This is a genomic window from Bacillus sp. SRL337 (assembly GCF_984799155.1).
This window is the reverse complement of record NZ_OZ481793.1, coordinates 1324716-1350709: the sequence shown is the minus strand read 5'-3', so window position 1 is coordinate 1350709 and position 25994 is coordinate 1324716. Positions and strand designations below refer to the sequence as shown.

The window sequence follows — 25994 nt, the reverse complement described above, 5'->3', positions numbered from 1 at the left end:
TGCAATAACCTTTAAGGGAAATCATACTAGGAGGCTTGATGATGCTTTTAGAGGCTGTATATCATAGACCAAAAGATAATTATGCATACGCTTGCACTGATAGAGAATTACATATTCGTATCCGTACAAAGAAAAAAGATGTAAAAGAAGTTACTTTGCTCCACGGCGATCCCTATGAATGGTCTGAAGGTAAATGGATCCATTCTTCAACAGCGATGGTGAACACCGGTTCAGATCAGCTTTATGATTATTGGTTTGCTTCAATTGAACCTCCTTTCAAAAGGCTCCGTTATGGGTTCCATATAGAAGACGATCACGAATCGCACTTTTACGGAGACCGGGGTTTTCTTCCAGAGCCAACGAATGATGTTGGCGATTATTTTTGCTTTCCATTTCTGAACCATATCGATGTCTTTGAGGCGCCTGCCTGGGTTAAAGATACAGTCTGGTATCAGATATTTCCGGAGAGGTTTGCAAACGGAAACATGGATTGGGATCCAGAAGGCACTCTTCCATGGGCAAGCACCGATCCAAAGCCGGATAATTTCTTTGGCGGCGACTTGCAGGGTGTAATTGACGGCATTCCTTATCTAAAAGATTTGGGGATTACCGGTATCTATTTTACACCAATCTTTAAAGCACATTCTAATCATAAATACGATACGATTGATTACTTCGAGCTTGACCCTCAATTCGGGAATAAGGAAACGCTGAAGGAACTTGTGAATGCATGCCATGACAACGGGATTAAAGTCATGCTCGATGCTGTTTTTAACCACAGCGGGCTATATTTTGCCCAGTTCCAGGATGTATTGGAAAGAGGGGAACAATCGAACTTCAAAGACTGGTTCCATATAAGGGAATTTCCCCTGAAGAGAGAGCCTCTTCCCAATTATGATACTTTTGCTTTTGAACCTTCCATGCCAAAGCTTAATACGGAAAACCCTGAAGTACGGGAATATCTTCTTGATGTTGGGCGTTACTGGATAAAGGAATTCAATATTGACGGCTGGAGATTGGATGTAGCGAATGAGGTTGACCATTCTTTTTGGAGGGAATTCCGGAGAGAAGCAAAAGCCCTCAAACCGGATTTGTACATACTCGGGGAAATCTGGCATGACTCGATGCCTTGGCTGCGTGGAGACCAATTTGACGCTGTCATGAATTATCCCTTCACGACTAACATATTAAACCTTTTTGCCAAGGAATCCATTGGTCCCCGCCAGTTTGTGGAAAGCATGACGCAGGTTGTCCATATGTACCCGAAAAACGTAACTGAAGTCGCCTTCAACCTTGTCGGAAGCCATGACACACCCCGTATTCTTACTGAATGTATGGACAATAAAGAAAAAGCCAAACAAATCTTCACCATCCTGCTTACTTTCGTTGGATCTCCCTGTATCTATTATGGAGATGAAATCGGGATGACGGGAGGAACGGACCCAGGCTGCCGTAAATGCATGGAATGGGACAGCGAGAGACAGGATCATGAACTGTTCAACCATATCCAAAAGCTCATATCATTAAGAAAAGGACACCGTCTCCTTGCAAATGAAGGAACTTTTACCTTCCTCCCTGTGGAAATGAATGAGGACTGCATAGCATACACTAAATCTGACGGAAACAAAACAATAGTTGTCATTCTTAATACCTCTGGCAAGAAAACCGTATATCCTCTGCCATTCAACTTAAAAGGCAGGAAAATCACTGACATCTGGCAGGACAATGAATTTGCCGCCGATTCGAATGATTTAGGAGTCGAACTCGAGCCTCTTGGGTTCAGTATCCTCCAATTTTAATACCACCCTTCCGGTCATAAACTCTGCCGGGAGGCCTTTTTCTTTCAGGAATTTTTAATCGCTTGTCAAGTTAGTCAAATTAAAATCCTTAAATTTTATTTCTGAATTCGAACTTTCTTTTGAATTATTAGGTATAATTAAGCAGATCTTTTAAATTTCCATTTACTTGCGGATTGGACCGCAGAATCACTATCAACTATTACACTATGACTAGAAAAGAGATGACTGGCATCATGAGCCTAGATAAGAAGAAGCTAAGTCTTTATGCGCTGACTTGGCCGATATTCATAGAGATTTTTTTACATATGCTGATGGGGAATGCCGATACCTTGATGCTCAGCCAATATTCTGATGACTCCGTTGCTGCTGTTGGCGTTTCCAACCAAGTATTATCCTTGATCATTGTCATGTTTGGATTTGTCGCTACTGGTACCTCCATATTGGTATCGCAGAACCTTGGCGCAAACAAAATAGAGACAGCCCGCGGGGTAGCCTTCGTGTCATTAAGCGCAAACTTGATTTTCGGTTTCTTATTAAGTTTTCTAATCTTCATCTTTAATGATCAGATTCTTAATTTGATGGACATACCGCAGGAGCTGCATGGGGAAGCTTCCTCTTATTTAACCATTGTCGGAGGATTCTCCTTCATCCAGGCTTTGATTATGACGGCCGGCGCAACTCTCCGGAGCTATGAGTTTACGAAAGATGCTATGTACATAACCATCGGTATGAATATTTTAAATATCATAGGAAATTACCTGTTCATTTTCGGTCCTTTCGGGATTCCTGCCCTGGGGGTTGAAGGAGTTTCGATTTCAACAGTGATCAGCCGGACGATTGGCCTTATAGCGATCATCTTTGTATTAATGAAACGGATTCCAGGAATATTTTCTTTCAAAAAGCGTTTCCCCGTCCAGCATATCAAGGATTTGTTACGGATCGGTATTCCATCAGCTGGAGAACATCTTTCGTACAACGGCTCCCAAATGGCAATTACGTATTTTATTGCGGTAATGGGCACAGAGGCGTTGACGACGAAAGTATATGCACAGAACCTGATGATGTTCATTTTTTTATTCGCTCTTGCCATCAGCCAAGGCACCCAAATCATGATTGGCCATATGGTCGGGGGCAGAGATTTTAAAGGTGCCTACGAAAGGTGTATAAGGAGCTTAAAAATCTCGATCATTATTTCTTTAGGGATGGCTGTTCTGTTTGCTCTGTTTTCCGGACAGCTTTTAAGAATTTTTACCAGCAACGAGGAAATCATCTATCTCGGCAGCATCCTTATCTGGCTGACCATCATCCTTGAACCTGGAAGAAGCTTTAATCTGGTTGTCATAAGTTCACTGCGTGCAGCCGGTGATGTAAAATTTCCTGTGTACATCGGCATACTTTCCATGTGGGGAGTGAGTGTCCTCTTGTCCTATATACTCGGAATTGTTTTCGGGCTTGGATTGATCGGCATATGGATCTCGTTTATAGCCGATGAATGGCTCCGCGGGTTGTTCATGCTCCGAAGGTGGAAGTCACGAGTCTGGATGAACAAGAATTTTATTGGAAAAGCAGATTCAATATAATACTTCTTAAAAAGAGTGGGGATTTTAGTCTCCACTCTCTTTTTGTAAAGTTTTTTCACATAAAAACGTTTCCATGAAAATTTATTAGTTGATTTTTTAAACAATTCAGAATATGATATAAAACATAACTAAAAGATGTTAGTTTTTATAACATCATAATTGAGGAGTTGATAGTGATGAAAAAGATTGAAACGATTATTCGCCCTGAGGTGTTCCAAGCACTAAGAGAAGGCCTGGCCGCAAATGGATTTAACGGGTTGACCGTTTCTGAAGCTGCAGGCTGCGGAAAACAAAAAGGAAAACAGGGGCTGTTCCGGGGAAATACCTTTGAAATTGCCCTCTCCCCCCGGGTCAGGGTAGAAATGATTGTAGAAGATTCCGAAACCGAAGAGATCATCGATTTAATCTGTAGATATTGTTCAACCGGCCATGTCGGCGATGGAAAGATTTTTATTTCTGATATTCAAGAGGTTGTCCGTATCCGCTCCCAAGAACGGGGAAAGCAGGCATTCATTTAGATACTCTTTCGTCTTTACCGCCTTCACACGAAAGATATACCAACAAGGATGACCACTCACCTCACCTTCCCTTTGGCTTATGAACAATTACAAAACAGGAGGAACCTTATAATGTTGAAAAAAGTTTCATGCTTATCTGTTTTACTTTTGTCAGCCGCCACACCAGCTTTTGCCGCACCTACACCTACCGTACAGAGTGTCCAGACTTCAGTGGACGGAATGTGGGTAATGGTAGCCGCTTTATTGGTTTTCTTCATGCATGCAGGGTTTGCAATGGTCGAATCAGGTTTTACCCGCTCTAAAAACACCCTTAATATCCTGATGAAGAACTTTTTGACAATCTCAATCGCTTCTATCCTATATTTCGTAGTCGGATTCGGTTTAATGTTCGGCAGTTCCGCCAACGGCATAGTTGGTACGGACGGATTCCTTTTAGCAGGTCGTGACGATATTGGCTTTTTCGTCTTCCAAGCTGTATTTGCAGCCACTTGTGCCACAATTATTTCCGGCGCTGTTGCAGAACGGATGAAGCTAAGAAGCTATATGCTCATCACCGTTGTCATGACCGGTTTTATCTACCCGATCGCCGGCCATTGGGTATGGGGCGGCGGCTGGCTGTCACAACTGGGGTTTGTTGATTTCGCAGGGTCCACCGTTGTTCACATGAGCGGGGCCGCAGCTGCCCTGATTGCCGTACTTTTCCTCGGCCCCCGTATCGGCAAGTATACAAAATCAAAAGTAAATGTCATCCCCGGCCATAACATTCCACTTGGAGCTCTGGGAGTCTTTATTCTTTGGTTTGGCTGGTTTGGCTTTAATGGCGGAAGCACCTTGACTGCGGATCCTGACCTAGTCCCCCGTGTTATCACTGCTACTTTGCTCTCTGCTTCAGCTGCCGTCTTGTCTTCCGCATTTTACACTGCATTCCGATATGAACGCATCGATCCTTCTTTGACATTGAATGGTGCCCTTGGCGGGTTGGTCGGCATAACTGCAGGCTGTGCAAATGTCTCCATAGGCGGTTCCATCATTATTGGGTTAGTTGCCGGCATCCTGTTGGTAGAAGGTGTACGGTTCATTGAAGTCAAATTGAAGGTGGATGACCCAGTTGGCGCAATTGCTGTTCACGGCCTTTGTGGAATATGGGGAACAGTGGCCATTGGATTCTTTGATGTTTCAAACGGATTGTTCTATGGTGGAGACGCTTCCCTGTTAGGCGTTCAAGCACTTGGTGCAGCAGCTGTCTTTCTTTGGGTGGCCTTGTCTACTGGTGCTGTAGTTTACCTTGTCAACAAAGCAGACAGCATCCGTGTATCCAGCGAGGATGAGTTGGCAGGACTTGACTTTTCTGAACATGGTGCCACAGCATATGAACTAAGCGAGACGGTCCTGACTTCCCATTCAAATCAGCACAACACCGCTTTTGGGAAAGAGCTGGTGCGAAAGCTCGATGGCTTAAGTGTTACTGCTACGAAAAAACAATATCATTGATTGTAAATGGAATTAACCCCTTCAGTTTGATGGAGGGGTTTTTTATTGGGTTTTATCCTCCCGAGCTGAATGATAAAACATTTATTAAAATTTTTTCTTGGTTTCGGTTACTCATGAACCTTTAAGAGACTAAAACCATATTATTTTTTGGATTAGGGTGGCTCATGAACCCTTCATATGACCACCCCATCGCTTTTTGGATCAGAGTGACTCATGAACCCTTCATATGACCATAACCCCTTCGCTTTTTGGATTAGAGTGACTCATGAACGAACCTCTCATTAGACCACCCCGCTTCACTTTTTAGATCAGGGAGTGCCCTCATTAAACTGGAACTTATTAAAGATTCAAGTTTAACTCACTTTCCCTAAACCAACAAAAGAACCCACACCCGCCACCGGGCATGAGCTCGATAATAATCAATCTACAATATTAATACTATAATCTTTGAACCACACATGAATCTGAGCAAGGTGGGCAAGGAGCTGAGGACCTGTCATCAACTGGCCGAACCATGGTGTCTTAAACGCTTCCCCATTCGTCTGGACCAATGCTCTCAACTGGGTATGGTCAAAGAGTTCATAGAGCACACTTGATTTATCCTGCAGGATTTCTTCAAGCCAATTTTTTACGAGTGAAGTGTATACAGGGTTGTGGGTTTTCGGATATGGGCTTTTTTTGCGATACAGCACTTCATTAGGCAGGGTCCCTTCCAGCGCTTTTCTCAGAATTCCCTTTTCCCTGTTTTCATGCATCTTCATTCCCCACGGGATGTTCCATACATATTCAACCAGACGGTGATCTGCAAAGGGCACCCTTACTTCCAGGCTTGCCCCCATACTCATCCGGTCTTTTCGGTCAAGAAGGGTAGTCATGAACCAAACAATATTCAGGTAGAATAACTCCCTCCGTTTTGCTTCAACCGCAGACTCCCCTTCCAGCGCAGGGGTTTCCGCTACCGTTTCGTTGTACTTGGCAGATACATATTCTTCAAGATTCAATTTCCGCCGCAAATCCGCTTTTAACAATGACTGCCTTTCTTTCACAGATCTCATCCAAGGGAAGCCATTCCTGTTAAAGTCCTCCTCGTTATGGAACCAAGGATATCCCCCAAAAATTTCATCCGCACACTCTCCAGATAACCCTACAGTGAATTCATTCTTGATTTCCCTGCAAAACCAGAGTAAAGAAGAATCGACATCTGCCATTCCCGGTAAATCTCTTACATGAACGGACTCTGTCAAATAGTTTCTTAGTTCTTCCTGAGTAATGATGCAGTTATGGTGGATCGTATTGAATTGATCAGACATTAAATTTATCCACTTGCTGTCAGCGTTCGGCTGGAATTGATTCGATTTGAAATGTTCGTCATTGCCTTCATAATCGATGGAATAGGTGTGCAGCCTACCTTTTCCCTCCTCCTTATATGACTGGGCGGCAATCGCCGTTATGGCACTTGAGTCCAGACCTCCTGATAAAAATGTGCAAAGCGGGACATCCGAAACGAGCTGCCTCGTTATACTGTCCTTCACCAAAAATCCTACTCTTTCCACAGTTTCATCAAAGCTGTCTGTATGTTCTTCACTTTTCACGTTCCAGTATCTCCAGATTTTCAGCCCATCTCTGGAAAATGTCATCGCATGCCCTGGTCTCAATTCCTTAATGCCTTTAAAGACTCCCGATCCTGGAGAACGTGATGGGCCAAGTCCCAGAACTTCCGCCAATCCTTCCCTATCCACTTCAGCTCCTAATGAGGGGTGGGCAAGCAAAGCTTTTAATTCTGATCCAAACAAGAAGCCATTATTTTTCTCAGCGTAAAATAATGGCTTGACCCCAAGACGGTCCCTTCCGATAAAGACGTGCTGTTTTTCACTGTCCCACACAGCAAATGCAAAGATTCCATTTAAATGGTCAACACAGTCCTCCCGCCATTCAATGTAAGAAGCCAGCAGTACTTCTGTGTCTGAATGCCCCTTGAATGTATATCCTTTTGACAGCAGAACTTTTCGTATATCCTCAGTATTGTAAAGTTCTCCATTATAACAGATGACAAACCTTTTACCGCCGTAATCTTTTGCCATTGGCTGTTTCCCGCCTTCAGGGTCCACCACTGTCAGCCTTTTATGGCCAAAAGCCGCATGAGTGTCCAGCCATACATTGGAATCGTCCGGTCCCCTTTTGGTCAGGGTTTTGGTCATGGAATCCAGTACCTTTTCAGCACTTCTTAAATCTTCCTTAAAGTTTATCCATCCTGTTATTCCGCACATTTTGGTCATCCTTTCTATTCCCGTCACAATTGGGCTAGATGCAATATGGATTATCATATGCAATCTTCAGAAAATGGTTAATTGTCTTATTTCATTTTCACTTTAAATGAATATGCTAAATTAGGCCCAAAATGTAGATAATATGGATATAACATCTTCAATAAGGGAGGGAAATGGGTGAATAACCTGTATAGAAATAAGCTCCTTCAGCGGCAAAATCGCTCCTACACACTAGGAACTGTAGAATTCATTCACAATCAATGGGTATTTTTTGATGATGAGCTGGATGAAGCAACGGACTTGGAATTTTATACACAGCAGGAGGTTGAAATTTACCGGGACCAAGGATGGGAACGAGGAATATTAGAGTCTGAAGGCATTGTTAAAATGGCCTATGATAAAATGACTCTTAAAGATACGGAAACGATCCGCATCAAAAAATCGCTTATATATTCACTGGAGATGCTGATTGAGGAATTGAATGATGATTCTTTTTTTCAGTTCCTGACCAGTTTGAACTCTCTGGATTTTTCTTTATTTGACTGCATATTTTGTCATAATCATCTTTCTTTTCTTGAGGATAGAAAAATAAGAGAAGGGGTGAACTTTTTGACGTTTGATAACGGAGAGAATGTATGCTCAGTACAACATCACTTTACCTATTACAAAAAACAGCGTGACCGGTTTGAGTTCACCTTAAGTACTGGAAAAAGAATCGTCATTGAAAAATTCGAATAAGAAAATAAAATGAGGAAGAAATTGGGATTACCAGTTTCTTTTTTGTTTTTGGGTAAATGCAAAGTGAGTTCCGCTACAGGTGTGCGACTCCGCGCGGCGGCTGGTACATTGAAAGGCGGAAGCGCCGGTCAGCGCCGTACGGATTGGAGGGCGCCCGCATGAGATAAAGGAATTACAAAGAGCCATCGCGATTCGATGATGACTTATCACCAAAAGTGAAAGCCCCCGTTCGGCGGCGTACAGACTGGACTGATTCCGCTTGAGATAAAGATTCACGAAGAGCGAAAGTGATCCGATGGTGACTTATCGCAAGGAGAGAGACCGGAATCCGCCAGGCGCTGGCCGCTAAAGCTAGACGAGTCCTGCTGCTCCCACAGGAGACCGCTCACCTTCCACTTCAATCACACATTCTTTTCAACAAACTCATTTTTGATAGTAATACAAAAGTAAGGGAACGTATCATAATCGATTCTGTCCTCCATACGTCCAGTTCATTGATCATCCAAAAGCACGAGGCAGCAGCTTTTGGTTCAATCCACTGATTTCCTTTCTTCTTCCCGTTGGCGTTTGATTGCTTCTTTCAAGTCCTTTTGTGTCAACAATGGTGTGTGTTTGTGGCTGTAAGCAGCTTTTACAGATAACGCGCATATCGAAGTAACCGCTATTACAATACAAAGAATCCATGCTTCCAAAGTTTTCACACCCCGTATTATGCTTATCCCTTACTCATTAGATAAGCTTGTGTATTGATCATCCACTTTTCCATTTCTTCCGGCGGAACCGGCCGTGAGATTAAATATCCCTGGCCCAGATCGCAATTCAAGTCATTGAGGAGTTCCAGCTGCTCGCTTGTTTCAATTCCTTCAACAACCACTTGCATGCCCAGACCTTTTCCCATTGTTGAAACTGCTTGAACAATCGCATAGTCAGGACTGCTTTCCTCAATATTCTGAACGAAGGATTTATCAATTTTTAGGACATGCAGCGGTAGATGTTTCAAATATCCAAGTGATGAATAACCTGTTCCAAAATCATCGATAGCGATTTTCACCCCTAAAGATGCCAATTCCTCCATCCGGTCAATGGTATGGCCCGAGTGCTGAATCATTACAGTTTCAGTCAACTCCAGACACAAGCTTTCAGGTGAGAGCCCGGACATTTCCAAAGCCTGATTGATATCATATGTAAAGGAGGGCTGTTGAAATTGGTTGGCAGAAACATTTACTGAAATGTAAAAGTCAGGAAAGCCTTTTCGCTGCCATTCTTTTGCCTGCTTGCAGGCTTCATGCAGCACCCAGCTGCCTATTGGTCCAATGAGCCCTGTCTCTTCCGCTAGAGGGATGAATTCCATTGGTGGGACGACTCCTAAGTACGGATGATTCCAGCGCAGCAGTGCCTCCGCCCCAATGACTCTGCGTCCGTTGAGTTCGACAATAGGCTGATAGACGATGCAAAGCTCTTTTCTTTCCAAAGCTTTGCGCAGATAGCTTTCCATTTTAACCTTTTCCATTGCTTTTATATTCATTTCATTTGTATAGAAAATGATTTGGTCTCCGCCGTTTGATTTCGCCCAATTAAGTGCCGTGTCAGCATTTCTCAACAAATCCGAAAGGTTAGTCCCAAGATCAGGATATATACCGACCCCTATACTGGCTTTGATGTAAAATTCCTGATTCCCTTGTATAAGCGGCATTTGTATATGTTCTGCGATTGTTTCCGCCACTTGCTTAATTTTCTCATCCGTTACATTCTTGCTGATCAATATGGTGAATTTATCGCTGCCAAATCTCCCAAGGTACGCCCCCTTTGGCAGTACGTCCTGGATCCTCTCTGCTAATTCAATCAGGATCTTGTCCCCAGCCGAATGTCCAAGGGTATCATTGACAAGCTTAAACCGGTCAATATCAAGAAAAAGAATGCCCAGCCTTCTTTTTTTCTTCCTGGCCCGTTCAATGAACTCTTCAGCCAATTCCCTGAACTTGACCCTGTTGGGAAGGCCGGTTTCAGCATCGAAATAGGCTAGCTGGGTTATCTTTTCCTCTGTCTTCTTTTGTTCCGTTATATTTCTTCCTATCCCGAATAACCCTACACACTCCCCATCAATGGTGATCGGGATATTTTTTATATGGAATAACTGAACCTCGCCTGATTTTGATGGGATCCAAAGATCATAAAACTGCTCTTTTCCTGACAAAGTCCTGTAAAAGTGCCTTTTTATACGGGGGACATCTTCCTCAAAGATATAGGAGATGGATAATTTCCCTATCAATTCGTCCTCTGAATAGCCGAACGTTTTAAGGAAGGTGGGGTTGACTGAATTAAATCTTCCTTTTAAGTCTGTTGAATAAACGAAGTCGGTATTATTTTCAAACAACGAGCGGTAGTATTCTTCTGATATCTGGATATTTTGGTTCAGCCTCTCAATGTCAAAAGAAGAAGCCTTAATCAGCTGTGTCAATGAAACCCTTGTATTCCCTTCAGTTGTCAATGAATAGTGGAACCTCTCCCTCTCCAAGGGCTGAAGATGGTCCTTTTCAGAGATGGCCAGATAAGTTAGCGAATGGGAGTATAATTCAGGAGGAGCTTCACTATTCATCAGGATTTCCCCATTCGAGAAGAAACCAGATAGGGAAGAAATCTCCCCCATCATCTGCATCTCAGCTTCCGAGAAGTCTTTGATAAATTGCCGTCTTGCTGCACAATTGAAGACAAACATGGACTCAACCGGCTTTTTACGCAAGCGGTTTAACTCCTTCAGTGAACATTCCACAATCGACTCAAGATCGGCAAATGCAAAAGTAAGGCTTTCTCCCTGTTTTACCGGTTTACTCATTTCGATGGAACCATTATCGTGAATCCTTAAAGGAAATAACGTTGAGGTGGAATTTTTTCTTTTGACAAGAAACGGGAATTCCACCCCTGACTCTGGTAGATTGGCAACAAAGCGTTCTCCCAGGTAATGCTTTAATATTTTCAGGGGCTTTTGATAATCAATCTTTTCGATCACTGCTCCATGCGCCTTGGTTACAATCAAAGGCCGCCCGACTTCTTTCCACTGTTCATTAATGAACGTGTGGACATGCAGGTTTGAGTTATTGAAAGAGGCTGCGGCAATACCATTCTCTGATTCCCCGTTTTCGGTCAGGACAATGGATTGTTTTTTTCCTGCCGTTACTATGGAGACTCCTCCACCTACAGGAATATGAGGAGTAACGGTGTGAAATCCGTCCAGTACACGATGAGGATTTATGTCCAAATGACTGGCAAACATTATGACCGCTTTCGTTTCCATACCGACCAATTCTTGCGAAAGACGCCTGCCTGTTTGGATGCCATCATCGGTATTCCCCGCCTCAATAAGTGTTGAAACAACCTCTGTTTCTTCAAGCACAGTAAAAGATATGACAGGACATTCGTTAATAACTTTCCCATCCGCCACCTGTCCTTCGGTACTGCATCCAATAATCACTGCATCCGGCAGCAAAAAAAGGACTTCAGACCTCAGCTTCTTTGCTTCCCCCATTGAAAGCTGTCCAAGAAACAGTTGAACAAGGATGGATGGATACTGGTCGATTTCATTGCTGCTGATATACCTGGACAGATCTTGTTGAGAATAATATATATAATTGAAAGACTTCGCCATTGAAACACCACCACTCTCAAACCCAATCTATGCAAATCAACTTTCACTTCATATATGTATATCAATATTATAGATAGTCATTCTTCCATATATCAAAAATACCATAATTTTCAGATATAATGTAGAGAATTTTTGATATTTATGGAGAATGATGGCGGAAATTGAGGTATTGTTCTCAGGAGATCAAAATAAAAAGACTGTCCATTTACGAACAGTCCTCCTTGATTAAGATATAGACCATAAACCGATTGGAAGCCAAGCACCAAGATAAACAGTTAAAATCAGGGCGATAATCAATTGAGCCCAAAAGATTCCTGTATTTTTGCCTTTGTTTGTCCGGACTAAGATCATTTCAAACATTGCAATGACCCAGAGTCCTCCAAGCAGCTTAATACCGTATTGCATTGGGTAGATCCCCTGGTGTTTCCAGAACAATAACGCTCCTGTCAGGATGATCAATAGGTAAAACAGCCTCAATGTCATGTGAACAATTTTCATAGCTTTTTTCTTGCCGCTATTATGCAGATACAATGCTGCAAAGAACAAAATAATTCCGATCACCCAGGTTGTAATGTGGGCATGGGTATTATCAAACATGTCAAATCCTCCTTGAACATTACTTCACATCTTCATTATCTTACCATACTCGTCTTCATCAACACGAATTATAGCCGGCTTCGACATAAATTTGTAACTTCTATTCAATACTATTGATCAGGGTACCAATGTGATTGATCGATATTTCGATTTTGTCACCGGACTTTAGGAAACGGGGGGGTGTAAAGCCCTTACCGACACCAGACGGCGTTCCGGTTGCGATAATATCACCCGGCTCAAGTGTCATTCCTGCTGACAATTCAGAGATGATCTTCCTTAACGGGAAAATCATATCGCTCACAGGTGCCTTCTGGCGGACTTCGCCGTTTACTACCGTTTTAATTGTGAGGGCTTCAGGCTCTTGAATTTCATCCGCTGTTACAATGTACGGTCCGATTGGACAAGTGGTATCGAGGCTTTTGCCCAGGAAAAACTGTTTGTGTTTCTTTTGAAGGTCCCTTGCCGTGATATCATTCAGGATTGTATAGCCAAAAATATAATCCAATGCCTCTTCCTCAGCGATATCGATTCCTTTTTTCCCAATGACGACTGCTAGCTCACCTTCGTAATCGAGCTGTGATGTTAAGGCTGAATGAGGTTTAATCATCGCCGATGATCCTGTTACCGAAGTAGGTGCCTTTGTAAAAATCATGATGTGTTCAGGAATATCGGCTTCACTGCCCATTTCAATTGCGTGTTCACGATAATTTTTCCCGACGCACATAATATTCTTTTCAGGTTTGATTATCGGAGACAGCAAAGTGATATCCTCCCAATCAAGCAGAAATCGGGAGGGATCCTCAAGGGAGCTGCCGAAGTATATCAATTCCTTCAGTCTTTTTAAGGCACCCTGTTCACCTTGGATGACACGAAGCAAAGAAACTGGAAGGTGATTTTGTCCATCATATTCTTTCTCAAGCTCTGGAAGATCCCACACGGTTTTCCCTGGTTCTTTAACTGCTCCAAATCTTTCATCCTCATTGATTTTAAACGATAGAAGTTTCATATCTCAACCTGCCTTTATCATTTTTTAAAGGATTATTCATGACCCGAATTGTTCCTGACCCTGTTATATGTAAGGGCCCTCCATAGTTTTTCCATCGGACCTTGGCGGAACTTTGACAGCCATATCTCGGAAAGGATGACTTGAATGAAGAAAATACCTGCTGCCAGCCATGTCCCGGTTGCCAGTGTAACTTCTCCATATAAGCCCAATCCATAATTATAGAATATAAGGGTCCCGAGAATCGACTGGGCCAGATAGTTCGTCAGTGACATTCTTCCTGCAGCCGCCAACGGCTTGAAAACAGCGGATATTTTTCGATTAATCAATAATAATGCCAACAGAATCGCATATGATACTGATAAGAATGGCGCTCCGAGCATATCTTGTATATAAGAATAGGCTATATTCGCTTCCACCGTGAACGGGAGTGATTTCAGCATAAGACCAACACTTGCGAAAATGGCCAACAACGTGATCCATAGCTTTTTATTACGTGGGATTCTTTCAAGAATATGTAATTTCCCTGCTCCTGCTCCAACCATCATCATTGGTAAGATGGAAAGCAATAAGAACATGATATTTCCAGGGCCATTCACATTATACCAATCTTCAAATCTCTGAAGGAATATCTCTTTGAAGCCTCCACTTCCATATGCTTCTATTGAATTTGTGATATTTGTCAAATCAGAGTAAAAAGCAACACCTGTCTGATCGGTCAAACTGACCAAGATCATTAAAATACTGAAGAACATCTGCGGAAGCAGGAATAACAGTGATCCCATCAAAAGAAGTGCTTTGACTGACAACTTCATGAATACCAGCAGAAGCAATCCGAATAAAGCATAATTGATCAGTATATCTCCTGACCATATAACAAAAGCATGTACACAGCCAATCAGCAGGAGTACGATAAGCCTTCTTGCAGCCAGCGGGTAGAAATCCACCCCCTTTTCCAGCGACCTTTCATACTGTATAGCCAATCCATATCCGAAGAGCATGGCAAACAGCGGATAGAAACTTGATTGAACCAGTAAATCAATCCATGGAAACACCACTTGATCACCAGGGGCATTCCACCAGGAGTAAGGGTCAATATATAGAAATGGCGAGTGAAAAGAAATCATATTAATGATAAATATGCCTAATAATGAAAAGCCTCTTATCACATCAAGTGAGAGGATCCTTTCTTTATTAGCAACCGGTTGAAGTACCTGCATGAACCTGTCTCCTTCTTCATGTTTTCTATTTCCTATTGTAACTTGTTTCGGCAGATTAGGCGATTATCACATCCCCCCCTTTTTCTCATAAGATACAGTATCTAATACAGCAGAAAAGGTGTGAACAGTATGCCCGCTTTTGTAGGAGCTGTTCAAGTTGTCAGTGTAGGTTCAAGCGGTGTTTTCCATATCGGTGATGCATTTCAGATAAGGCCCATCTCGAGCGCCAAAACATTTGCGGGGGCAGGATCCTTCGTTACAGGCGATGGGATCTCTGTATATAATGAAAACTCTGTTACCTATACGATCGATGATGATACGCTCGATCAGGGAATTAATTTCAATTTGTGAGTGTGATGATTATGAAACTTTTTGTTCAGCAATCCATTCATATACGAATGATATCTATAGGCGGGATGTCCAACTCGTCGGTCTTTCAAATTGGTACATCCGGACAAATCCTGTCTTCTTCAAACTTATATAATACCGGAGGCTTCGCTGAACCTGCTCCAGAGCCCGTCAAGCCTGGTTCACAGCCATCACAGCTTGGGGATGAAATCGTAGTTCCACTAACATCCCCAACCCCTGGTTAAAATCAATTTGAGAAAGAGGTGCCAGAATTGCAGCAGTATCACACCCTTCAGCAGATGTATCAGTATATCAGTGAACAAAATAAAAGAATTCAAAACCTCGAGAGCATCATCCAAGAGCTGCAGCAGGAAGTCACTTCTCTCAAAGATAAGCCGTCAATCAATGTTGAAAGCATCGAATACAGGTTCGATCAACTCAAGGTTGAAACATTGGAAGGAACACTTAATATCGGGTTGAACCCCGGTGAACTGGAAAAAATCGGAGACCTTGCCATTGAAGCCCAATCAGCCCCGGCTCCTGTCCCTCCTGTTAAACAATTTGATATGGAAGATGTCCAAAAGTCCACGATTCCGAGAATCAATGACTACATCGAAAAAGAAGTACCTGTCATCATTCATGATACAGAAAACCAATTGGGCATTTCACTGGATGAATCGTATCATCACTTAATTAAAGAGGATATCAGAAAACAAATTCCCCAGAGACTGCAGTTCTATATCCAATCGATTCCAGGCAACGAAAGACAAGATGGTGGAGAATCATGGGAAGAGACAATACTGGCAAGGATCAAAACCGACATTACTAATGCCATCTATTCCTTTATGGCTAACCTCCCGGATAATTTGAAAGGAAAAGGAGATGCAAACCATGGATCTTCAGGTGATCAATCGTGAATTATGTGTAAACTCTTTAAAGGTTGATGCAGTGGCCAGTTCGTCCTTACTCCTTATAGGGGATGCAAATACCATACAGCTTGCTTCAACCTTTGACACACCGGCTGAGTCGCTGATCATCGGCCCCTTTGTCCCGCTGACTCCTAAAGGGTGAGGAGATGAGATATTCCATCGTAAATGATTTTAAGCTCCGGACCCTGTCTTTTAGTGCCGTCCTTCAAATTGGTGATTCAAACGAAATTACCTCCTATCAAAAAGCTTTTGCAGTCCAGCGTGAACGGCAGGTCTTTTTTTCAAGTGAGGGGGATTTCAGGCAGTATCCCATCTTCAATGAACTTATTCCTTTACCGGCTCCCAAAGGACCAGTCAACTTTTATAAAATGGATGAAAGCCCCATTGTAGTGGATAAAATCGACATTATAGGTTCTTCCTTCTCGTCCGTTCTTCATTTCGGCCAAACCGGCAATGTGTATATGGAATCCAGAGTGAAGCACATCAGGCAGCTCAGGCAGCGCGGGGATGAGTGAACATTTAACCCGGGGCTTTCATAATGTAAACTATAACTATTGAACATAAAGGATGTTTTTTATATGCCGGCAATAATAGGCCCTGTCCAAATTCTGAGTGTAGGCGGAGGGAACGTCCAGTTCGGTGATGCCGGGATTATTTCTCCTAAATCCAGCCAAAAAACAACAGGGGGTTCCGGCGGCTTCAATACTGGTCCTTTCCAGCTCACGTATAATGTATTCAGTGCCAATACCACTTTCGATTGCAATGTCATCGATCAGCCGATTACAGGCAATAATTAAGGGAAGGATGATGTATACCCCATCACCTTCCCTTTCGTTTTCGCTCATTTGATTTCTTGGACTTAACCAGTTTTGTGGCAGGCTGCTTCTTGATCCATTTTACGAATCTGGCGACCTTGTCATCTTTTCTGAGACTCTCGATTGTCGATAGCCTTGCAGCAAGCTCTTCATTGGAATAAAGCGAATGAATCTGTTTATGGCAGGCCTTACAAAGCTGTGCAGTCGGCAGGAAAGTGCCTCCTTCTTCTTTCGGTGTAAGATGATGTCTCGTTGTCTCCACCTCTTCTCTCAGGCACAATTCACACGTTCCAATAGCGTCTTTCCCCATTTAAACACCTCCAGCTTGGGACTTTCCGTTTCATTAACCGCTTTTCAAACTACCTTCCTGGTTTTTTCCTGTTTCGCTGGTTCTTTTTTTCTTGTGCAACCATCCCGGGGAGCATTCCTTCTCTTTGGACCTTTTAGGCTTGTTATTGGACCAGCTTCCCCTGGAACATTCCTTCTCTTTCGCCCATTTACTTCGTTAATGGGCCATTATCCTGAAGGTTCCCTCTTCTCTTTGGACCATTTAGCTCGTTATTGGGCCAGCTTCCTGAAGGTTCCCTTTTCTCTTTAGGCCATTTACCTCGTTATTGGACCAGCTTCCTGAAGGTTCCCTTTTCTCTTTGGACCATTTAGCTCGTTATTAGGCCAACTTCCCGTGAAATCTTCCCTCTTTTTGGATCATTTACCTGTTATTGGCCCAGCTTCCTTCCTATCAATATGGGACGTTCACCGTTTCCTACTGCACAGCGCTTGCATGTCCATAGTATAACCAAAATGCCAAAAGGGCCCGGAGACAAATCCCCAGGCCATACAGTCAATCTATTCTTACTCTTTTTCCACTTTCAGCTCACGTGCAACATCAAAGAAGTAAAGGTACCGTTCACCTACGGTTTCCTTCCAGATCCTTTCGACGGCCTTCGTATACAGCTCAACCTGTACACGGTATCTTTCCAGCAAGATCGGCCTGGCTTCTTCATACCCGCCTTTGTATCGTTCCTCTATACTGTCCGTCTTATAATCCAACAGGACAAGCCCATTTTCATCCCTGAAGATCAGGTCGATAATCCCCTGAACCAGTACGGTTTCTGCATCATTTGCAGAGGCGGCAGTGTCAATCTCCTGAACCGGGACCGCCATACTGAAAGGGACCTCACGGTGAATTTCTTCTGCATGCAGAATTCTTTGTCCCATTTCAGTTTCAAAGAAGCCAGCAATTTTTTCCTTATCAATTGCTTCTGCCTGCTCTTCAGTCAGCAGTTCTTTCCGTTGCAGGTCATCAAGGAGTTTTTGCAGAGATTCCTCGCCAGGCTTTTCTGCAAAGGATAGATGCTGCATCACCATATGCATGGCTGTTCCAATTTCAGCAGGGGTCAGCTGTTTCGCCTGCAGGAATTTTGGACGCCTGAAGACAGGTTTCTGGATTTTTCTTACCATACGATCACTGCTTGCTTCATCCGATCGTTCAAACATTCTTTTGATTTCTGAAACCGACTGTTTGGACGGAAGGATAGCAGCTTCTGGATAAGGATAATTCCATGACAGCCTTTCAATTACTTCTTCCTTTTCAGCAGGAGACCCTTTTTCAACCCGAACTCCTGCCTTTACCTTCTCCTGCCATTCGCTTTCTTCTTCAACTTCTTCTTCATTAAGAACCATAAACTGCGATTTCGGCAGGACTTCCAACTTCCAGCAAGAAGGGTGTTCATGGATTTCTGGTGATGATGTCAACGCTGGCTGTCCGCCTTCATTTAAAGCCATACAGTCACGGTGCCTTACAAGGGAGGGGCCAATCCAATCCATAAAACTCAATGCTTTGGCTCTCTCAAAATCGGGAAGAAGCCATTCCTGGTGCCGTGCAGCGGCACTCCATTGTTTTATGGACTTCCCGGCATCTTTCACAGTTCCAACTAGATAAAGTTTTTCCTTAGCTCTGGTAAGAGCAACATACAGCACTCTCATCTCTTCAGCAATCGTTTCAAGCCGCTTCTTCCTCTTAAATGCAAGCTGCGGCAAGGACGGATAACTGATTCTTTTTTCGGGATCAAGATATTTGGACGCGAATCCAAACTCCTTATCCAGCAGATAAGATTGATTCAAATCCATTAAGTTGAACTGCCGGGATAATCCCGCCACAAACACTACCGGAAACTCAAGACCTTTACTGGAGTGGATTGTCATCATCCTGACAACGTCCTCCTGCTCACTTAATGCTCTTGCTGCCCCCAGGTCATCCCCGCGCTCCCTCATTCGATCAATGAATCGCAGAAAGCGGAATAATCCACGGAAAGATGTCTCTTCATATTGTCGTGCCCTGTCATACAGTGCCCTCAAGTTGGCCTGTCTCTGCTTGCCGCCCGGCATCCCTCCCGCAAAATCATAGAACCGGGTATCACGATACAGCTGCCAGACTAATTCGGAAAGCGCCCCTTGGCGTGCCTTCGTCCGCCAAACTGTCAGGCTTGAGAGAAAATCGCTTAGTTTTTCATGAACTTCCTCATTGTTGACTTCACTCAGATTTTTATCTGTAAACTTTTGAACCGCTTCATAAAAGGTACCGGATTTTGAATGGATCCTTACTTCTGCCAGCCCCTCTTCATCAATTCCGACAATCGGCGACCGCAATACTGATACAAGCGGGATATCCTGATAAGGATTATCAATCACTTTCAATAATGAAAGCATAATTGCCACTTCTGTTGCTTCAAAATACCCTGAAGAAAGATTGGCATAAATCGGGATTCCTTGTTTTTTGAATTCTTCCATGATTTCCGGAGCCCATGGCATTGAACGGAGAAGGATGACGATATCCTTGTATTGAAGTTTCCTGTGGCGGCCAGCCTTGGGATCATAAACCTGTCTGCCTTCACTGATCAATTCCTTGACCTTCTGGGCCATATACCGGGCTTCAATTACCGACTTTTCCAAATCTGCCTCATCATACACAAGTCCTTCCAACTCGGGACCGCCTTCAGTTTGCTGCGGCACAGTGTCATCCGACTGGTCAATGACTGTTACTTCAACAGGGTACTTTTCGTCTTCCGGATAGGAGGCTCCTTTAATCAGCATTGCCTCCTGATCATACTCGATATCCCCAACATTCACTCCCATGATTTGCTTAAACAAAAAGTTGGTTCCTTCCAGGACTTCCAGTCTGCTTCGGAAATTCCTGGACAAGTCAATTTTCATTCCAGTTTCTGCACCTGCTGGCGTGAAGCGGTTATACTTGCCAAGGAAGAGGTTGGGCTCTGCAAGCCTGAACCGGTAAATCGACTGTTTTACATCGCCTACCATGAACAGGTTGCCATTTGACTCTTCATCTGCGGTAACAAGCCCTAAAATCGATTCCTGCACAAGGTTGGTATCCTGATATTCATCGACCAATACCTCTTTAAACTGCTTTCGATATTCCAAGGCAGCAAATGATGGCGTTAATGCTCTTTCTTCTTCAGTTTCAGTCAAAATCGCTAAACAGTAATGCTCCAGATCAGCAAAATCCACGACACCTTTTTCATTCTTCAAGGCCATGAATTTTTGGTTGAAGCCTCTTACAACTTTAACTAGGGATGCTACTACGCCTTTCATTTTCTTCATATCCCTCAAGTATGTTTCCGGTTTCCGTGAGAAGAAGTCCTCGGCTATCTTTTCAATCATTTTTTTCCCTTTGTCCCTGAGCGCCTTTGCTTCTTCAACCAAACCGCGGTCATATTCGTCGCCTTTGCATGGCTTCAGCCTCGAAAACTTGATACTTTGGAATAACGCCTGCCCTTCACTCCAGGAATCTCGGAAAGACTTGCTCAGTTGTTCCGTCAACGACAGATCATCAAGAAAGTTCTCAGCTCTCGGTGCAGGTCCGCCCGGTTCTTTTGTAAGATCATATGCCTGCTGAAATAGAGCCTGTGCTCCTTTAAGGCTTAGTAAAATATCAAACTTAAGTGCACTGATAAATGGCAGGTCCTCAATTTCCCCGCCTTCGTCTACATCATACATATCGACCAGATTCCCCAGCCAGGCATCCGGGTTTGGATGAGACCTTGAAAAATCATAGAGTTTCCGGATCATATCCTGTAGGTCCGCATCACTGCGGTCATTCGTAAATGTGTCCACAAGCTTGTAAAAAGAATCATTCTCCTCTTTTCCATATTCCTCTTCGAACAGCTCATCGAGGACTTCATCCCTTAGAAGTTCACCTTCCGTATCATCCAGGATCCTGAACCCCGGGTCAATGTCAATCAAGTAATAGTACTTACGTATGACTTCAAGGCAAAATGAATGGAGAGTGGATATCGATGCCCTGTTCAGCAGGCTGAGCTGCTTTCTGAGATGGTAGGATCCCGGATCTGCAGTAATCGCCTTTTCCAGCGCTTCCCCGATCCTATGCCTCATCTCGGCTGCCGACGCATTGGTAAACGTGACGACAAGCAGTTCGTCCACATTGATGCCGTCCTCTTTGTCGAGTATCTTTTGAATGATCCTTTCAACCAGGACAGCGGTTTTTCCGGAACCCGCCGCCGCTGCAATAAGGATATCCCTCCCCTTAGCCCAGATTGCCTTCCATTGATCATCTGTCCAAGTGGCTTCTGCGGGTTTTGCTGGAAGATCATTATTCATGGGCATCTTCTTCTCCTTTCATCTTCTGCAGCAGGTCTGCCGGTTTTCCCTCAGCAAAGATACGATACTCGTTTTCTTCCAGGGAGGAATCAAACTGGCAGACAGGTTTAAATGCACAGAATTGACATGGTGTCCTGTCTTTTAATTTATATGGAGCGATATCCGTTTTTCCGGACATGATATCGTCTCCTGATTTCTTATAGAGCGTCCTTACATGCGAACGCATGACCTCAAATTGTTCCCGGTCTGCAGCTTTGGTCCTTGACGATAAGGTCCCATCCTTTTTCAGCCCTGCCGAAATAATGTTTGAACTGCCTGATTCCAATGATTGGTCCATCAACCGGACGACATCTGTTTCGCCGAGTACCAAGCCCTTCATCTTGAAACTCTTGAAAATTTCCTCTTCTATCTCTTCAAGTGTGAGAATCTTCTTGCTGTTGACCATAGGGTTATGGACATGGAAGTAGAAGACACCTGCAGGATGGGCATCCGCTCCAATCAATTTTTGCGAATGGGTCAGCACTATATCCAGGTATGTCAGCATCTGCAGTGATAATCCATAATACACTTCCGTTAAGTCGAGGTCTCTCGAACTTGATTTATAATCGATGATCCGTAAATAAACTCCTTCATCACTATCCGCTTTATCGACCCTGTCAATACGGCCTTGCAGTGCCATCTTCGTGCCGTTTTTTAACGTAAAGGCAAACGGGGGCAGCTCTGCTTTCGGTCCAAATCCTAACTCGAGGCCGACGGGTGCAAATCCGCTTGCTTTGGCATGCTCACTTAAAATCAAGGAGGCTCTTCCGATCACATCCTGTAATTTTTTCTTAATATAATGATGGCGGTTTGAACTGAGCAGTATCTGATGCTGCAGCTTTGGAGCTAGGGACATAACCGCATCCTTTGCCAACTCGAGGCACTGGGCCTTCGTCAACTGCTTCCATGACAATCCGCTTCTGTCAATTTCCTCGGAAATCCACTTTAGCGCAGCGTGGAACATGTCTCCGATATCCGGAGCTTCCAAACGATAAATATCCCGCTCCCGAAGTTTAAGCCCATGGTTAGCAAAATGAGAGAACGGACAGCCGTGGAACATTTCCATTCTTGAAACGCTTGCCAATATTTCATCCCCATACAGTTCCTGGCTTGTTTCTTCTGTCAGTTTTTTCCCTCTATTTTGGTAGAACAGACTGGAGAGTATATGGGTTGCCCTGCCTTTCCAAATGGGATCTGAAATGTAGTAGTTATAAGCATCCCACCAGAAGTCCTCTATGTGATACCCCCTCTTTTTCGCCTGCAGGCCTGATGTCAGATAGGCAATCGTCACATTGGGATGGCAGACATAGGCCAGCTGTTCATCCTTTGGCAGCTCGGAAGGATCATTGACCAGCAGGTTGACTTCTGATTGAGGGGACAATTCAGACAGTCTCTTAATATAGGGAGAAGGCAGAAGGGCTTTTCCCTCTTCATTGGCAATCGGATAGGATACATACAACCTATCCGATGGAGTCGTGAATGCCTTATAGGCAATAAACTCTTCATCCAGGAGGCGGGTCTTGCTGCCAGGCGCAATTGCAATTCCGGCAGCGGTCAGCTTTTCCCTGTCTTCATCAGAAAAGATTCCGTCTTCTGTGATCTTGGCAGGAAGAACTCCATCATTGACCCCTATCACAAAGGCTGCTTTCAGGTCGGCAAGCCTTGATTGTTCAAGGTTGGCAATCATGACCTGATCGACCGCCGGCGGGACCAGCGAGAATCTCATCGATTCAATTCCCGCATCCATGATGGAAGCAAACTTCTTCACCGACACTTCCTCATCGCCAAGGATTTCGACGAATTGATCCAGCAAATCCATTACAGCATTCCACGCCTGGTCATGCTCCCTGGCTGATATAATATCACCGCGGTTCTCAGCCTCAACCCGAAGCCGCTCCAGCTTGGCTGGAATATCAAGCTCTTCCAGATAAAGATAAAGAATTTCACAAAGATCCTGACCCGTCCTGCCCTTTTTCAATCGGCGGCCGAAACGGAGGATGGGAGCTGAGATGAACAGACGCAATTCATTGATTTCATGTTCCATTTCCCGCTCTCTATCTGTCTGCGGCATATCAGCCTGTTCAAGCCCGCGGAATCTCCGATAAATCCAGCGGTCTTTCTTTGTCCATTTATTTCCCTGAATCCCGTATGCAAGGACATAGTTTTCGAGTTTGTCCATCTTCTCCCGCAATTGCTTGGGATTACGATCGTAAGGAAACAGCAAGTCGGTTTTGACCGCCCGGAATACAGGCTCGTACCGCCAGTTGCTGTTCATGATTTCAAGTGTTGAACGAATGAGTTCAATCAGCGGGTGATTGAGCATTTTTCGTTTCTGATCGATAAAATAAGGAATTTCATAATCATAAAAGACGGTTTCAATGATATCCTGATATTCCTGACCATTTCGAACAAGAACTGCCATATCCTTATACCTGTAATTTTCCGTACGGGCGAGTCGGCGGATTTCCCTCGCGACCCCTTCTATCTCCGCACGGCGATTGGAGGCTTCGAGTAGGTTCAGACCGGACATATCCTCGAATGGAAGCACCGGCCTCTTTTCAAAATTCGCCTCGATATGCTCCAGGCCCCTGTTTCGGTATCGGTTTGTTTGAGTCAACACAATCTTGTCTTCTATTCCATGCCGGGAGTTCTGGGCAAGCTGTTCCAGTGCATCGTAGGTTTCCGTTGTCATCCTGAATAAGTCCGTTGGTTCGCCCTGTCTTGGACTCGGTTCGGCTGTTAACGAAACCGTAACACTTGGGCAGTAATCCATCAACTTTCCAATGACTGCATATTCCTGAGGAGTGAAACTATGAAACCCATCTATATAAATCTCTGCATTTTTAAGAAAAGCGGATTTCTCGATGGATTCTTCCAGCAATGTGAAATAATCTTCAGAGTCAATATATTTTCCAGACAGATTCTCTTCAAAGCTGTCATAGATTAGTTGAAGGTCATGAAGCTTGTCCGCCAGCGCCTTGGATTCCTGCCCGGCTTGCCCCCAGCTTTCCCGTTTACCAGACAGCTCTTCAGGAGAGATGCAGTAACGCTTGAATTCAGTAAGCATCACTTCCACATGCTCAATGAAGCCTGCCTTGTCCGATGCACGCGAAAACAATTTCAACTGGTCTTTTTTATCATCAATAATTTTTCGTATAAGCATGTTCAGACCGATATTGGACAGGTGGTATCTGTTAAGCCCGCCTGTGTCCTGAAGGATTCTCCACGCAAGCCTCGTAAAGCTGTAGACTTGTGCCCGGATCATCCCATTGATCCCTTCTTCATTTACCAAGTTGTATTCAGAAAGGAATGTCATCTGGTCTGGAACTAAATAGATGACAGGACTTCCATTCGGTGCCTGTCTCAGTTTCTCTTTAATTTCATTTAAAATCATATTGGTTTTGCCAGTTCCGGCACGTCCCAAAATAAATCTGACCGACATGTTCCCACTCCCTGTTAGTAATCTATTAAGAACAAAAGCGCAAGCGCCTTGATCAGCCCCGACAGGCATAAGACGAGCCGGCGGGAAGGTTGCTCTTTACCCTTCTTGACGGATTGGCTTATGACCCCGAGGGGCTAGGCGCTGGAGCTGGATGATACTAAAGCGCAAGCGGCCGTTCAGCTCCGTACAGATTGGAGGGCTTCTGCATGAGATAAAGGAAACACAACGAGCGTAGTGAGTTAATGTTGACTTATCGCAAGGAAGAAGACCGAAATCTGCTAGGAGCTGGCCGCTGGAGCTGGATGATACTAAAGCGCAAGCGGCCGTTCAGCTCCGTACAGATTGGAGGGCTTCTGCATGAGATAAAGGAAACACAACGAGCGTAGTGAGTTAATGTTAACTTATCGCAAGGAAGAAGACCGAAATCTGCTAGGAGCTGGCCGCTGGAGCTGGATGATACTAAAGCGCAAGCGGCCGTTCAGCTCCGTACAGATTGGAGGGCTTCTGCATGAGATAAAGGAAACACAACGAGCGTAGTGAGTTGATGTTGACTTATCGCAAGGAAGAAGACCGAAATCTGCTAGGAGCTGGCCGCTGGAGCTGGATGATACTAAAGCGGAAAGGTCCCGTTTAGCGGCGTACGAACTGGAAGGCTTTCGTATGAGATAAAGGAATCACGAAGAGCGAAAGCGATTCGATGATGACTTAGCGCAAGGAGAAAGACTGAAGTTCGATAGCCGTTGGGACCTTGTAGCTGGATGATACTAAAGCAAAAGCGCCTTGATCAGCCCCGACAGGCATAAGACGAGCAGGCGGGAAGGTTGCCCTTTACCCTTCTTGACGGATTGGCTTATGACCCCGAGGGGCTAGGCGCTGGAGCTGGATGAACAAAAGCAAAAGCGCCTTGATCAGCCCCGACTGGCATAAGAC

General features: G+C 44.2%; 20 protein-coding genes. 11 read left to right on the top strand and 9 right to left on the bottom strand.

The genetic code is table 11. The features are described from left to right. Positions 1-41 precede the first annotated feature (41 nt). The 4 genes from AC4E8A_RS06585 to AC4E8A_RS06570 all read left to right on the top strand — a co-directional run bounded on the left by AC4E8A_RS06585 (position 42) and on the right by AC4E8A_RS06570 (position 5388). Entirely contained in the window at positions 42-1799 is a 1758-nt protein-coding gene (locus tag AC4E8A_RS06585) for a glycoside hydrolase family 13 protein (protein WP_490198790.1), read from the top strand. Positions 1800-2032: 233 nt separating this feature from the next. After that, a complete protein-coding gene (locus AC4E8A_RS06580; protein ID WP_490197515.1) occupies positions 2033-3379 on the top strand; it encodes an MATE family efflux transporter in 1347 nt (448 codons plus the stop codon). Between the two features lie 176 nt (positions 3380-3555). Further along, positions 3556-3897, top strand: a complete 342-nt coding sequence (locus AC4E8A_RS06575; RefSeq protein ID WP_490197514.1) for a P-II family nitrogen regulator — start codon at positions 3556-3558, stop codon at positions 3895-3897. Positions 3898-4008: 111 nt separating this feature from the next. Then, positions 4009-5388 (top strand): ammonium transporter, encoded by a 1380-nt coding sequence (locus AC4E8A_RS06570; RefSeq protein ID WP_490197513.1) that lies wholly within the window; start codon positions 4009-4011, stop codon positions 5386-5388. Positions 5389-5807: 419 nt separating this feature from the next. On the opposite strand, the gene asnB is transcribed toward AC4E8A_RS06570, so the two are convergent. After that, a complete protein-coding gene (gene asnB, locus AC4E8A_RS06565; protein WP_490197512.1) occupies positions 5808-7664 on the bottom strand; it encodes an asparagine synthase (glutamine-hydrolyzing) in 1857 nt (618 codons plus the stop codon). Between the two features lie 168 nt (positions 7665-7832). Between asnB and AC4E8A_RS06560 the strand changes: the two genes are divergently transcribed. Next, positions 7833-8393, top strand: a complete 561-nt coding sequence (locus AC4E8A_RS06560; RefSeq protein ID WP_490197511.1) for a DUF2777 family protein — start codon at positions 7833-7835, stop codon at positions 8391-8393. Between the two features lie 530 nt (positions 8394-8923). Here AC4E8A_RS06560 and AC4E8A_RS06555 read toward each other — a convergent pair. The 5 genes from AC4E8A_RS06555 to AC4E8A_RS06535 all read right to left on the bottom strand — a co-directional run bounded on the left by AC4E8A_RS06555 (position 8924) and on the right by AC4E8A_RS06535 (position 14856). Beyond that, complete coding sequence (locus AC4E8A_RS06555) at positions 8924-9085, bottom strand: hypothetical protein (RefSeq protein WP_490197510.1); 162 nt, start codon at positions 9083-9085, stop codon at positions 8924-8926. A gap of 23 nt (positions 9086-9108) precedes the next feature. Next, complete coding sequence (locus AC4E8A_RS06550; RefSeq protein ID WP_490197509.1) at positions 9109-12036, bottom strand: EAL domain-containing protein; 2928 nt, start codon at positions 12034-12036, stop codon at positions 9109-9111. A 225-nt stretch (positions 12037-12261) separates the two neighbouring features. Further along, the gene (locus AC4E8A_RS06545; protein ID WP_490197508.1) at positions 12262-12633 is read right to left on the bottom strand and encodes a YisL family protein; all 372 of its coding nucleotides are present in this window, start codon (positions 12631-12633) and stop codon (positions 12262-12264) included. A gap of 100 nt (positions 12634-12733) precedes the next feature. Next, on the bottom strand, positions 12734-13639 hold the full coding sequence (locus AC4E8A_RS06540; RefSeq protein ID WP_490197507.1) for a fumarylacetoacetate hydrolase family protein: 906 nt from the start codon (positions 13637-13639) through the stop codon (positions 12734-12736). 32 nt (positions 13640-13671) lie between these two features. After that, complete coding sequence (locus tag AC4E8A_RS06535) at positions 13672-14856, bottom strand: DUF418 domain-containing protein (protein ID WP_490197506.1); 1185 nt, start codon at positions 14854-14856, stop codon at positions 13672-13674. A 129-nt stretch (positions 14857-14985) separates the two neighbouring features. Between AC4E8A_RS06535 and AC4E8A_RS06530 the strand changes: the two genes are divergently transcribed. From AC4E8A_RS06530 to AC4E8A_RS06505, 6 genes are all read left to right on the top strand, one after another. Continuing rightward, a complete protein-coding gene (locus tag AC4E8A_RS06530; RefSeq protein WP_490197505.1) occupies positions 14986-15207 on the top strand; it encodes a spore germination protein in 222 nt (73 codons plus the stop codon). Positions 15208-15218: 11 nt separating this feature from the next. Further along, the gene (locus AC4E8A_RS06525; protein ID WP_490197504.1) at positions 15219-15449 is read left to right on the top strand and encodes a spore germination protein GerPB; all 231 of its coding nucleotides are present in this window, start codon (positions 15219-15221) and stop codon (positions 15447-15449) included. A gap of 27 nt (positions 15450-15476) precedes the next feature. Beyond that, positions 15477-16121, top strand: coding sequence for a spore germination protein GerPC (gerPC, locus tag AC4E8A_RS06520; protein ID WP_490197502.1), 645 nt, complete (start codon positions 15477-15479; stop codon positions 16119-16121). After that, positions 16096-16275: a spore gernimation protein GerPD gene (locus tag AC4E8A_RS06515; protein WP_490197501.1), complete on the top strand. Its 180-nt coding sequence runs from the start codon at positions 16096-16098 to the stop codon at positions 16273-16275. Before gerPC ends, AC4E8A_RS06515 begins: the two co-directional genes overlap by 26 nt. A gap of 4 nt (positions 16276-16279) precedes the next feature. Then, positions 16280-16648 carry a spore germination protein GerPE gene (locus tag AC4E8A_RS06510; protein ID WP_490197500.1) on the top strand — a complete coding sequence of 123 codons (369 nt, stop codon included), beginning with the start codon at positions 16280-16282 and terminating at the stop codon, positions 16646-16648. Positions 16649-16711: 63 nt separating this feature from the next. Continuing rightward, positions 16712-16930, top strand: coding sequence for a spore germination protein (locus AC4E8A_RS06505; protein ID WP_113926600.1), 219 nt, complete (start codon positions 16712-16714; stop codon positions 16928-16930). A gap of 22 nt (positions 16931-16952) precedes the next feature. Here the strand turns inward: AC4E8A_RS06505 and hlpB are convergent, their stop codons facing one another. The 3 genes from hlpB to addB form a co-directional block, all read right to left on the bottom strand. Then, positions 16953-17258 carry an HNH nuclease-like protein HlpB gene (gene hlpB, locus AC4E8A_RS06500; protein ID WP_490197499.1) on the bottom strand — a complete coding sequence of 102 codons (306 nt, stop codon included), beginning with the start codon at positions 17256-17258 and terminating at the stop codon, positions 16953-16955. Between the two features lie 542 nt (positions 17259-17800). After that, positions 17801-21583 carry a helicase-exonuclease AddAB subunit AddA gene (addA, locus tag AC4E8A_RS06495; protein ID WP_490197498.1) on the bottom strand — a complete coding sequence of 1261 codons (3783 nt, stop codon included), beginning with the start codon at positions 21581-21583 and terminating at the stop codon, positions 17801-17803. After that, the gene (gene addB, locus AC4E8A_RS06490) at positions 21576-25064 is read right to left on the bottom strand and encodes a helicase-exonuclease AddAB subunit AddB (RefSeq protein WP_490197497.1); all 3489 of its coding nucleotides are present in this window, start codon (positions 25062-25064) and stop codon (positions 21576-21578) included. Before addB ends, addA begins: the two co-directional genes overlap by 8 nt. Positions 25065-25994: the final 930 nt, after the last annotated feature.

Bases quoted from the DNA above. Each gene is read 5' to 3' on its own strand.
- AC4E8A_RS06585 (WP_490198790.1), top strand. From the start codon at position 42: ATGCTTTTAGAGGCTGTATATCATAGACCAAAAGATAATTATGCATAC.
- AC4E8A_RS06580 (WP_490197515.1), top strand. From the start codon at position 2,033: ATGAGCCTAGATAAGAAGAAGCTAAGTCTTTATGCGCTGACTTGGCCG.
- AC4E8A_RS06575 (WP_490197514.1), top strand. From the start codon at position 3,556: ATGAAAAAGATTGAAACGATTATTCGCCCTGAGGTGTTCCAAGCACTA.
- AC4E8A_RS06570 (WP_490197513.1), top strand. From the start codon at position 4,009: ATGTTGAAAAAAGTTTCATGCTTATCTGTTTTACTTTTGTCAGCCGCC.
- asnB (WP_490197512.1), bottom strand. From the start codon at position 7,664: ATGACCAAAATGTGCGGAATAACAGGATGGATAAACTTTAAGGAAGAT.
- AC4E8A_RS06550 (WP_490197509.1), bottom strand. From the start codon at position 12,036: ATGGCGAAGTCTTTCAATTATATATATTATTCTCAACAAGATCTGTCC.
- AC4E8A_RS06545 (WP_490197508.1), bottom strand. From the start codon at position 12,633: ATGTTTGATAATACCCATGCCCACATTACAACCTGGGTGATCGGAATT.
- AC4E8A_RS06540 (WP_490197507.1), bottom strand. From the start codon at position 13,639: ATGAAACTTCTATCGTTTAAAATCAATGAGGATGAAAGATTTGGAGCA.
- AC4E8A_RS06535 (WP_490197506.1), bottom strand. From the start codon at position 14,856: ATGCAGGTACTTCAACCGGTTGCTAATAAAGAAAGGATCCTCTCACTT.
- AC4E8A_RS06530 (WP_490197505.1), top strand. From the start codon at position 14,986: ATGCCCGCTTTTGTAGGAGCTGTTCAAGTTGTCAGTGTAGGTTCAAGC.
- AC4E8A_RS06525 (WP_490197504.1), top strand. From the start codon at position 15,219: ATGAAACTTTTTGTTCAGCAATCCATTCATATACGAATGATATCTATA.
- AC4E8A_RS06515 (WP_490197501.1), top strand. From the start codon at position 16,096: ATGGATCTTCAGGTGATCAATCGTGAATTATGTGTAAACTCTTTAAAG.
- AC4E8A_RS06510 (WP_490197500.1), top strand. From the start codon at position 16,280: ATGAGATATTCCATCGTAAATGATTTTAAGCTCCGGACCCTGTCTTTT.
- AC4E8A_RS06505 (WP_113926600.1), top strand. From the start codon at position 16,712: ATGCCGGCAATAATAGGCCCTGTCCAAATTCTGAGTGTAGGCGGAGGG.
- hlpB (WP_490197499.1), bottom strand. From the start codon at position 17,258: ATGGGGAAAGACGCTATTGGAACGTGTGAATTGTGCCTGAGAGAAGAG.
- addA (WP_490197498.1), bottom strand. From the start codon at position 21,583: ATGAATAATGATCTTCCAGCAAAACCCGCAGAAGCCACTTGGACAGAT.
- addB (WP_490197497.1), bottom strand. From the start codon at position 25,064: ATGTCGGTCAGATTTATTTTGGGACGTGCCGGAACTGGCAAAACCAAT.